The following is an 8796-nucleotide window of genomic DNA, read 5'->3' as shown; positions in this document are numbered from 1 at the left end:
GCGGGCCGTGGTGATGGCCGACGGCACCGCGATCGAGGCGAGCCACCTGAGCCCCTGGATCCAGGAGGGGCAGGACGGGCTCTTCCCGGCCATCGGCCCCGACGAGTACTCGATCAAGAAGGTGGTGGCCCGGGTGGAGGAGGAGCTGATCCGCCGGGCGCTCCGGAAGACCCGGGGCAACCGGAGCCGGGCGAGCCGGCTCCTGGAGATCAGCCACCGGACCCTGCTCTACAAGATCAAGGACTACGGGATCGATCTGTGAAGGGCCGGGGGACCGGGAATCGTGAATGGTGAATGGTGAAGGGTGAATGGCAACCGGTAAGGCCCGGTTGGGCCATCCGGTCCGTCGCCCGCATCCGCACGCCCCCCGCGCGTGAGCGCGACCCGTCCACGTCAATCCATTATGAGTGCCAGCACCAGCGGAAGCGTTGTCAGATCCCCGTGGTGGCTATGGAAACCAGCGGGTGGGGGGCTGGTGGAGAGCCGGGTGCGGCCCCTCACGTCGCCGCGCCCCACGAGGCTCGGACTGCGTTGGAAGAGCCGGAACTTCCGCTACCGGCGCCCCGACCTACCGAGCCGGCAACGGCATGCGAAGGCGCGGCGATCGGGGGCCGCACTCGCACCCGGCCGGAACCAGCCCCCCACCCGCCGGCGGCTATCCTTGTGTAGGTATTACTTCGTTGCGGGCCGGCCTCTCCCGCCCAGGCCGAACCCGGCGGCGATGCCGGCGAGGATGAGGCTCCCGCCCCCCACGGTCTGCCACGAGGGCACCTCGCCCAGGATCAGGTAGGCCAGAATGGTGGAACCCACGGGTTCGCCCAGGATGGCCAGGGCCACGGCCGGAGCCGTGAGGTGGCTCAGGGCCGTGTTGATCGCGGTGTGCCCGAGGATCTGGGGGCCCAGGGCCAGGGCCAGGAGCCACCCGTAGGTGGCCGGGGGATAGGGGCCGAGCGGGGTTCGGGTGGCGGCCACGGCGGCGGCGAGGACGACCGCCGCCACGGCGTACACCCAGGTGGAGTAGGTGCGGGCCCCGAGGCCCCGCCGGGCCCGGCGGCCCACCGTGAGGTAGGCCGACATGGCGAGCGCGCCCCCCAGGGCCAGGAGGTCCCCGAGGAGGGGCTCGGTCCCGCCCCCGAAGTCCCCCCACCCGATGAGCCCCGCCCCGGCGAGGGCGAGCCCGATGCCGGCCAGGGTTCGGCGGTCCGGCGGCTCCCCCAGGAGCCATGCGAACAGGGCCACGAACAGGGGGTTCGTGGTGACGAGCACCACCGAGGCCGCCACCGTGGTGTATTTGAGGCTCGCGATCCAGAGGGCGAAGTGGGCCGCGAGGCAAAGCCCGGCCGCCCCGAACCAGGGCCAGGCCGAGCGGGGGGGGAGCCGCCGGGTCTTCCAAAGATCGTAGGCCACGAGGAGGGCCGCCGCGATCCCCAGCCGATAGGCCGCGATGGCGAGGCTCGGGGCCTCGCACAGCCGGATCAGGATGGCGGCCGTGGAGATGACCCCCACACCTCCGGCCAGCACCCACCCCGGCCCGGGCCGCACCCCGCGCCCCCGCCCTCAGTTCCCCCGGGGCCGCACCACGCAGTACTTCTTCTTGCCCGCTCGCAGGAGGATCACCCCCTCCTTGAGATCCGCCTCCGTGATCCGCTGGTCGAAGCTCCCGATCGGCTCGCCGTGCAGATAGGCCCCGCCCTGGGCGATGAGGCGCCGGGCCTCGCCCCGGCTCTTCGCGAGTCCGGCCTCGTGCAGCAGCACGAAGGCCTCGATGCCCTCCCGGAGTCGGGGGGCGTCCACCTCGTGGGTCGGCGCCTCGTCCAGGTTTCCGGCCCCGCCGAAGAGCGCCCGGCTCGCGTCCCGGGCCTTCCGGGCCTCGGCCTCGCCGTGGACGAGCTTCGTGACCTCGAAGGCCAGCACCTCCTTGGCCTCCCGGATCTGGGCGCCCTCGAGCCGCCCGAGCTCCCGCACCTCCTCCATGGGCAGGAACGTGAAAAGCCCCAGGAACCGCTCCACGTCGGGATCCTCGGTGTTGATCCAGTACTGGTAGAAGTCGTAGGGGCTCGTGCGCTCGGGGTCGAGCCATATGGCCCCTTGGGCCGTTTTGCCCATCTTGGCCCCCGAGGCCGTGGTGATGAGCGGAAACGTGATGCCGTGGGCCGCCGCGCCCTCGACCCGACGGATCAGCTCCACCCCGGCCACGATGTTGCCCCACTGGTCGTTCCCGCCCATCTGGAGCCGGCACCCGTAGTGCTGGAACAGGTAGAGGAAGTCGTAGGCCTGGAGCAGCATGTAGTTGAACTCGATGAAATTGAGCCCGGTCTCGAGCCGCTGGCGGTAGGACTCGGCCGCGAGCATCCGGTTCACCGAGAAGTGGACCCCGATGTCCCGGAGGAACTCGATGTAGTTGAGCTCGAGGAGCCAGTCGGCGTTGTTGAGGAGCATCGCCCCCCGGTCGAAATCCAGAAACCGGGCGAGCTGGGCCTTGAGCCCCCGGGCGTTCTCCTCGATCTGCTCCAGGGTCAGGAGCTTTCGCATCTCGGTCTTCCCCGAGGGGTCCCCGATCATGGCCGTGCCGCCGCCCACGAGGGCAATGGGCCGGTGGCCGGCCCGCTGCATGTGCGCGAGCGCCATGATGGGCACGAGGCTCCCCACGTGGAAGCTCGAGGCCGTGGGATCGAACCCGATGTAACAGGTGGTGGAGCTTGCGAGGAGCTCGCGCACCTCCTCCTCGCCGGTGGTCTGCTCGAGGAACCCGCGCTCCCGGAGCACGTCGAGCACGTGGGCCATGGGGTGTCCCTCCTGGTGGTGATCGATCGGGGCTGGCGGGGCCCCCGGGGGAGTCCCGCAAAGGCGGGCGATCCTAGCAACCGGTTCGCCGGGGGGTCAACGGCCGGCCGGGGGGGCCGGGGGAATCTCCGGCTCGGGCGGGGCGGGGGAGAGGAGCCGGGCCGCCTCGGCCAGGGCGGCCGGGTCGCCGATCAGCACGAGTTCGTCCCCGGCGGCCAGCCGGGTGCCAGGGGGCGGGTTTGCGATGACCCGGCCGTCGGGGTGCCGCACGGCCACCGCGGTGGCGCCGGTGCGCGACCGCAGGGCCGCCTGGGCCAGGGTCTTCCCGGCCACCGGGCTATCGGCGGCCACCCGCACGGTCTGCAACGCCACCCCGGCCAGGTACGGCCGGAGGTCCGCACCGGCCGCCTCGGGCTCGAGCCCCCGGAGCATCTCGTACGCCCCCTGCCGGATCTCCGTCACGAGGGCCTCCACCGTTTCCCGGGGGACCAGGTACCGCCGGAGCACCCGGACGAAGATCTCCACCGAGGTCTCGAACTCCTCGGGGATCACGTCGGCCGCGCCGAGCCGCAGGAGCGCCGGCACCTCGAGCACGTACCGGGTGCGTACGATGAGGTGGACCGCGGGGTTGAGCCGTCGGACCTGGGCCACGATCCGGCGGGTGGAGGCGGCGTCCGAGACCGCCACCACCACCACCCGGGCCCTTTCCACGCCGGCGTGGACCAGGGTGTCGGGGGAGGTGGCGTCGCCGTACAGGATCCGCACGCCCCTCTTCCGTTCCTGGCGCACGGTGTGGGGGTTTAGTTCCACCACCACGTAGGGGATTCCGGCCACCTCGAGGGCCCGCACCACGTTTCGGCCGTTCACCCCGTAGCCCACCACCACCACGTGGTCCTCGAGGGCCGGGGCGGTGTCCTCCGGCTCCAGCGACGGGCCCCGCACCAGGGCCCACCGGCCGAGGCGGCCCCTCCAGCCCGCCACCCTGCCGCCGGCCCGGTAGAGCCACGGGGTCACCCCCATCGTGAGGCAGGTGGAGGCCACGAGCCACTGGGCCTCGGCCGGGGCGATCACGCCGCGGCTAGCGGCCTCCTGGGCCAGCACGAACGAGAACTCCCCGATCTGGGCCAGGGCCAGGGCCGCCGCGGCCGCGATCCGCAGGGGGTACCCGGCCACCAGAACCCCGGCGGCCACGGCGAGGGCCTTGGCCCCGGTGGCGACGGCGGTGCCCCCGAGCACCATGCCGGGGGACTCCCAGATCACCCGCGGATCGAGGAGCATGCCCACCGAGACGAAGAAGAGGATGGTGAAGATCTCCCGGAGCGGGGCGATGTCGCCGAAGGCCTGGATCCCGAACTCCGATTCGGAAAGGATGAGGCCCGCCACGAACGCGCCGAGGGCCATGGAGAGGCCGGCCTGGGCCGAAGCCCAGGCCGCGCCCAGGGCCAGGCCGAGCACCGTGAGGAGGAAGATCTCCCTTCGGCGGGTGCCCACGGCGGCCCGCAGCAGCGCCGGCACCACCCACCGGGCCGCGGCGAGGGCCCCGGCCATGAACCCCACGCCCTTGGCGGCGGTCCAGGCGAGCCCGGCCCAGCCCGCGTGGTGCCCGCCCAGCCAGTCCACCACCAGGATCATGGGCACCACGCACAGGTCCTGGAAGATGAGGAGCGAAAGGGCGGCCCGGCCCTGGGGCGAGTCCACCTCGGCCCGTTCGGCCGCGAGCCGGGCCACCAGGGCCGTGCTGCTGAGCGAGGCGGCCAGGGCCAGCACAAGGACCGAGGGCGGCGAAAGCCCGGCCAGGTGGGCGGCCCCCGCCACCAACGCCCCCGCCAGGGCCACCTGCACGGCCCCGCCCCCGAACACGACCCGCCGGAGTTGCCAGAGCCGCTCCACGGAGAACTCGATCCCGATGGAGAAGAGGAGGAGAACCACCCCGATCTCGGCCAGGATCTCGATCTCGTGGTGCCGCTCCACCAGCCCGAACCCGTGGGGCCCCAGGGCCACCCCGGCCGCGATGAACCCGACCACCGCCGGTACCCGCACCCGGTGGAAGAGGTACACCACCGCCACGGTCAGGGCGAGCACGAGGACGTAGTCCCCCAGGATCTGGACGACGGTCACGGCGCCTCCGATCCGGCGGCGGCCCGGCGCAGGCGGTCGAGAATGGCCAGGCCCAGCCCCTCGGCGGGCACGGCCTCGGCCACGATGGCGTCGAGGCCGGCCTGGTCGAGGCGCCGCAGGGCCGCAAACAGGCGGGCGGCCGCCTCCCGCAGATCGCCCCGGGGGCTGAGGGTCTCGACGGCCTCGAACCGGTCTCCGGGCGGCGAGCCGCGAAACGCGAGCGCCCCCAGCCGGCCCCGGGGGAGGTTGGGGGCATCCAGGGAGTCGACCAGCACGAGCGGGGTCCGGGGCGCGTAGTGGGAGGGCAGGGTGCCGGGGGCGAGCCCCGGCTTCGGGGCGCCCCGGGCGAGGGGGCCCGTCACCCGCTCGATCTCCTCCACCGGCACGGCGCCGGGCCTGAGCAGCCGGGGCTCCCCGGCCAGGGACACGATGGTGGACTCGACCCCCAGGGGGCAGGGGCCGCCGTCGAGCACGAGATCCACCCGGCCGGCGAGTTCCTCCACCACGTGCTCGGCGCGGGTGGGGCTGGTGCGGCCGAACCGGTTCGCGCTGGGCGCCGCCACGGGCACGCCGGCCCGGGCGAGGAGCTCCCGGGCCAGGGGGTGGGAGGGCACCCGCACGGCCACGGTGGGAAGGCCCGCGGTCACGAGGTCGGGCACCCGGGTCGCCCTGGGGAGCACCAGGGTGAGCGGCCCCGGCCAGAACCGCCGGGCGAGCTCCCGGGCCAGGGCCGGCACCTCGGCCGCCACGGCCGGCAGATCCTCGGCGGCCCCGAGGTGGACGATCAGGGGGTCGAACCGGGGCCGGCCCTTGGCCTCGAACACCCGGGCCACGGCGGCCTCGTCCAGGGCGTGGGCGCCCAGGCCGTACACCGTCTCGGTGGGAAAGGCCACAAGCCCCCCCTCCCGGAGGGCCCGGGCCGCCTCGTCGATCCCCTCGGCGCCCACGATGCCGATGCGGGCCCGGGCCAGGATCCAGCGGGCGGCCTCCCCGATGCCGGGAAGCACCGCGTCGGCGAGACCTCCCAGTTCGTCCCGGTGCTGGGCCCCGTGGCCGGTGAGCAGATAGACCCCGGTGGCTCCCACCCGCCGGGCCAGCTCCATGTCGTGGGGGTGATCGCCCACCACGAACGACCGCGCGAGGTCGATGCCGTGCTCCTCGGCCGCCCGGAGGAGGAAATGGGGGTTGGGTTTCACGCAGACGCAGCCCTCCGCACGCTGGTGGGGGCAGGTGTAGAAGGCCCGGATCGGGGCCCCGGCCTCCCCGAGCCTCCGGGCCATCTGCTCGTGAACACCCTCCACCTCGTGGGCCGTCACCTCGCCCAGGGAGATGCCCGGCTGGTTCGTCACGACGAACAGGGGGAAGTGGGGGGCGAGAAGCCCCAGGGCCTCCTCGGTGTCCGGAAACCAGACGAGATCCTCGGGAGACCGGACGAACCCCACGTCCTCGACGAGGGTGCCGTCCCGGTCGAGGAACACGGCGGGGCGCGTCATTCCTCCTCCCCGTCGGTGCGGGCCAGGGCCAGGAGGATCCGCTCCATCTTGGTGCGCGGGGCGGGTTCCACCGCGGGGTTCACGACGCCGCGCCGGCGGGCCCGTTCGGCCTCGGCCCGGCGGCGTTCCGCATCGCGCCGCTCCACCTGGCGGGCGAGCTCGTCGATCTGGTCCCGGTCGATCCAGATGCCTCCGCACACCGGGCAGTGGGTGAGCCAGACCCGGTAGCGCAGGGTGCGGGTGAGCGTGTTGGCACAGCGGGGGCAGATCATGGGGCGACTCCGTGTTCGGATGTTTCGGGGTCGGGGTGGCCGGCGTCCCGTTCCCGGCGCGCGGCCCGGTCGTAATAGGCCCGCACCCGGGCCAGCGTCCGGCGGGCCCAGCCGAACTCCAGGGCCAGCACGCCGAGCCCCAGGGGGATCACCACCGTGCCGGGGCCGGGCAGCACGAGGAGCACCAGGCCCGCGACCAGGAGGGTTCCGCCGATCAGGGCCACGGCCACCTTGCGGACCAGCCGGACCGCCTCGGGAAGGGACCGCCCGGCGGCGTACCACCAGGGTTTCTTCATCAAAACTTGTCGGGTCGAATGACCTCCACGTCCGACAGAAACACGATCATGGCGTAGTCGTCGTAGTAGGTCTGTACCAGGTGATCAATGATCGAGCGCGCCACCTGTTCGGCACACACGATCTCGATCCGGACATTGCGGTTCGCCTCCCAGTCACCCTGCCGGACTCCCCGGTGGCCTTGGCCCGAGGCTTCGCACACGGTGTACCCCTTGGCCCCCAACCGGAGAGCGTCGGCGGTGACTTTGCGCTCGATTGAGGCCTCGGTGACGATGGTCAGCAGTTTTCTGCGTTTGTAGTGCAGTTCATTCGCCATGGGTTATCCGATCCATGCATGCACGGTGGAAGCCATCCAGAGGTATGCGGGAATCCCCCACAGGATGTTGAAGGGGAAGGTCACCCCGAGCGATGTGGTCAGATAAACAGCGGGGTTTGCCTCCGGGACGGCCAACCGCATGGCGGCTGGCGCAGCAATATACGATGAACTTGCGGCGAGCGTCGCCAGGACCGCGGTCCCCCCGACGGAGAGCCCCAAGTTTGCACCGACCAGAGCCCCCAGTCCCCCTCCGACGAGCGGCATGACCACGCCGAACCCCAAGAGGAAAGGCCCCAGGGTCCGCAGCGCCTCCATGCGGCGGGACGCCACCAACCCCATTTCCAAGAGGAACAGGGCCAAAACCCCCTTGAAGGGAGTGTAGAAGAACGGCCACAGGGGTTCCACCTTCGTGGGCCCGGCGAGGTAGGCCACCAGGAGCCCTACGAGAAGGAAGTACACCCCCTTCCCAAGAAAGATCTCCCGTAAGGTTTCCCCCAGGGAGATCTGCCGGCCCGTTCCCCGCCTGGCGAGCAGAATGCCGACCGCCAGCGCCGGAAACTCCATGAACGCGAGGAGCACGGCCGTGAAGCTCTCGTACGGTACTCCCCGGGCATCGAGGAAGGTGAGGCAGACCGCGTAGGTGACCGCGCTCACTGAGCCATAGTGGGCCGCCAGGGCGGCCGCATTGGGCCGGTCCATTCCGCCGAGGCGCCGGAGCACCGGATAGGCGAGCAGGGGCATTGCCCCTCCCATGGTCACGGCAGCCGCCACGGCGGGGCCGGCGTGGATCACGCCGACCCGGGCAAGGTCAGCCCCACCTTTCAGGCCGATGGCGAGGAGCAGGTACACGCTGATGCTCTCGTAAAGTGCCTCCGGGAGCCGGATGTCCGTGCCAAGGAGGCCCGCAGCCACCCCGAAGGCAAAGCAGAGCACCGCTGGATCAAGGAGGTTGTCGATCATCCCTGCGCTCCTGGCAGTTGGGGGCCCCCGCGAACACGCCCTTCCCCGCGGGGCCGAGGGGGAGAGCCGACGGCCCCTGGCAGTCCCTTTGCTCGCCCGCCCCGCGAAGGACTCCCCGCATGTTTCCAAAAAGAAGGGGGCCGGGTTTGCCGGCGACTCGCCCGGCGCGCGACCCGGGCCCCAACCCGAAGGGCACCCATCTCGTGGCCCCTTCACCCGCGGACCTACCCCGAGGTTGAGGGGCACCAACGAAAATATTGTCAGGTCCCCCTGGTTGCCACGGAAACTAGCGGGTGGGGGGCTGGTGGAGCTCCGGGTGCCGTTCTCGCGCCCGGCCGGAACCAGGCCTCATGCCCCCGCGATCTCCTTGCACGCCTTTATTGACGCCGGGTTTCTCTAAACCGGCCCACGGCGCCGTCCCACTGCTGTCCAAAAACGAATAACAGAGGTCCCGGGAAGTGCCCGGAGAGGGCCTTCTGCCGCGGTTTGGGGCGGTCATCCTACACCGCCGTGCGATTCAGCTGTCCAACATCGAACCCCGGCAGCGTGAGCTGGGGGT

9 protein-coding genes and 1 pseudogene are annotated in these 8796 nt (G+C 71.9%); 1 reads left to right on the top strand and 9 read right to left on the bottom strand.

The features are described from left to right. On the top strand, positions 1-262 hold a 262-nt coding region (locus tag ACY0I8_RS13930; protein WP_461395242.1), incomplete at its 5' end, for a helix-turn-helix domain-containing protein. A gap of 410 nt (positions 263-672) precedes the next feature. Here ACY0I8_RS13930 and ACY0I8_RS13925 read toward each other — a convergent pair. The 9 genes and pseudogenes from ACY0I8_RS13925 to ACY0I8_RS13885 all read right to left on the bottom strand — a co-directional run bounded on the left by ACY0I8_RS13925 (position 673) and on the right by ACY0I8_RS13885 (position 8237). Continuing rightward, the gene (locus ACY0I8_RS13925) at positions 673-1542 is read right to left on the bottom strand and encodes a DMT family transporter (RefSeq protein WP_461395241.1); all 870 of its coding nucleotides are present in this window, start codon (positions 1540-1542) and stop codon (positions 673-675) included. 15 nt (positions 1543-1557) lie between these two features. Then, positions 1558-2784 (bottom strand): tyrosine--tRNA ligase, encoded by a 1227-nt coding sequence (gene tyrS, locus ACY0I8_RS13920; protein WP_461395240.1) that lies wholly within the window; start codon positions 2782-2784, stop codon positions 1558-1560. A gap of 96 nt (positions 2785-2880) precedes the next feature. Further along, on the bottom strand, positions 2881-4902 hold the full coding sequence (locus ACY0I8_RS13915; protein WP_461395239.1) for a cation:proton antiporter domain-containing protein: 2022 nt from the start codon (positions 4900-4902) through the stop codon (positions 2881-2883). Continuing rightward, positions 4899-5852, bottom strand: coding sequence for an L-threonylcarbamoyladenylate synthase (locus tag ACY0I8_RS13910; RefSeq protein WP_461395243.1), 954 nt, complete (start codon positions 5850-5852; stop codon positions 4899-4901). The genes ACY0I8_RS13915 and ACY0I8_RS13910 overlap by 4 nt, the downstream gene beginning before the upstream one ends. A 51-nt stretch (positions 5853-5903) precedes the next feature. After that, positions 5904-6395 (bottom strand): annotated as a pseudogene (locus ACY0I8_RS13905) (D-glycero-alpha-D-manno-heptose-1,7-bisphosphate 7-phosphatase); the annotation flags it as partial. Further along, positions 6392-6667 (bottom strand): TFIIB-type zinc ribbon-containing protein, encoded by a 276-nt coding sequence (locus ACY0I8_RS13900; RefSeq protein ID WP_461395238.1) that lies wholly within the window; start codon positions 6665-6667, stop codon positions 6392-6394. The pseudogene ACY0I8_RS13905 and the gene ACY0I8_RS13900, both read right to left, overlap by 4 nt. Further along, the gene (locus ACY0I8_RS13895; RefSeq protein WP_461395237.1) at positions 6664-6963 is read right to left on the bottom strand and encodes a PGPGW domain-containing protein; all 300 of its coding nucleotides are present in this window, start codon (positions 6961-6963) and stop codon (positions 6664-6666) included. The genes ACY0I8_RS13900 and ACY0I8_RS13895 overlap by 4 nt, the downstream gene beginning before the upstream one ends. Next, complete coding sequence (locus ACY0I8_RS13890) at positions 6963-7277, bottom strand: P-II family nitrogen regulator (protein ID WP_461395236.1); 315 nt, start codon at positions 7275-7277, stop codon at positions 6963-6965. The genes ACY0I8_RS13895 and ACY0I8_RS13890 overlap by 1 nt, the downstream gene beginning before the upstream one ends. Before the next feature lie 3 nt (positions 7278-7280). Then, positions 7281-8237, bottom strand: a complete 957-nt coding sequence (locus ACY0I8_RS13885; RefSeq protein ID WP_461395235.1) for a sodium-dependent bicarbonate transport family permease — start codon at positions 8235-8237, stop codon at positions 7281-7283. Positions 8238-8796: the final 559 nt, after the last annotated feature.

It is taken from the genome of Deferrisoma sp., assembly GCF_054681715.1.
This window is presented reverse-complemented; position numbering and strand designations above follow the sequence as displayed.

Coding starts and splice junctions, on each gene's coding strand:
- ACY0I8_RS13890 (WP_461395236.1), bottom strand. CDS start 7,277: ATGGCGAATGAACTGCACTACAAACGCAGAAAACTGCTGACCATCGTC.
- ACY0I8_RS13885 (WP_461395235.1), bottom strand. CDS start 8,237: ATGATCGACAACCTCCTTGATCCAGCGGTGCTCTGCTTTGCCTTCGGG.
- tyrS (WP_461395240.1), bottom strand. CDS start 2,784: ATGGCCCACGTGCTCGACGTGCTCCGGGAGCGCGGGTTCCTCGAGCAG.
- ACY0I8_RS13900 (WP_461395238.1), bottom strand. CDS start 6,667: ATGATCTGCCCCCGCTGTGCCAACACGCTCACCCGCACCCTGCGCTAC.
- ACY0I8_RS13895 (WP_461395237.1), bottom strand. CDS start 6,963: ATGAAGAAACCCTGGTGGTACGCCGCCGGGCGGTCCCTTCCCGAGGCG.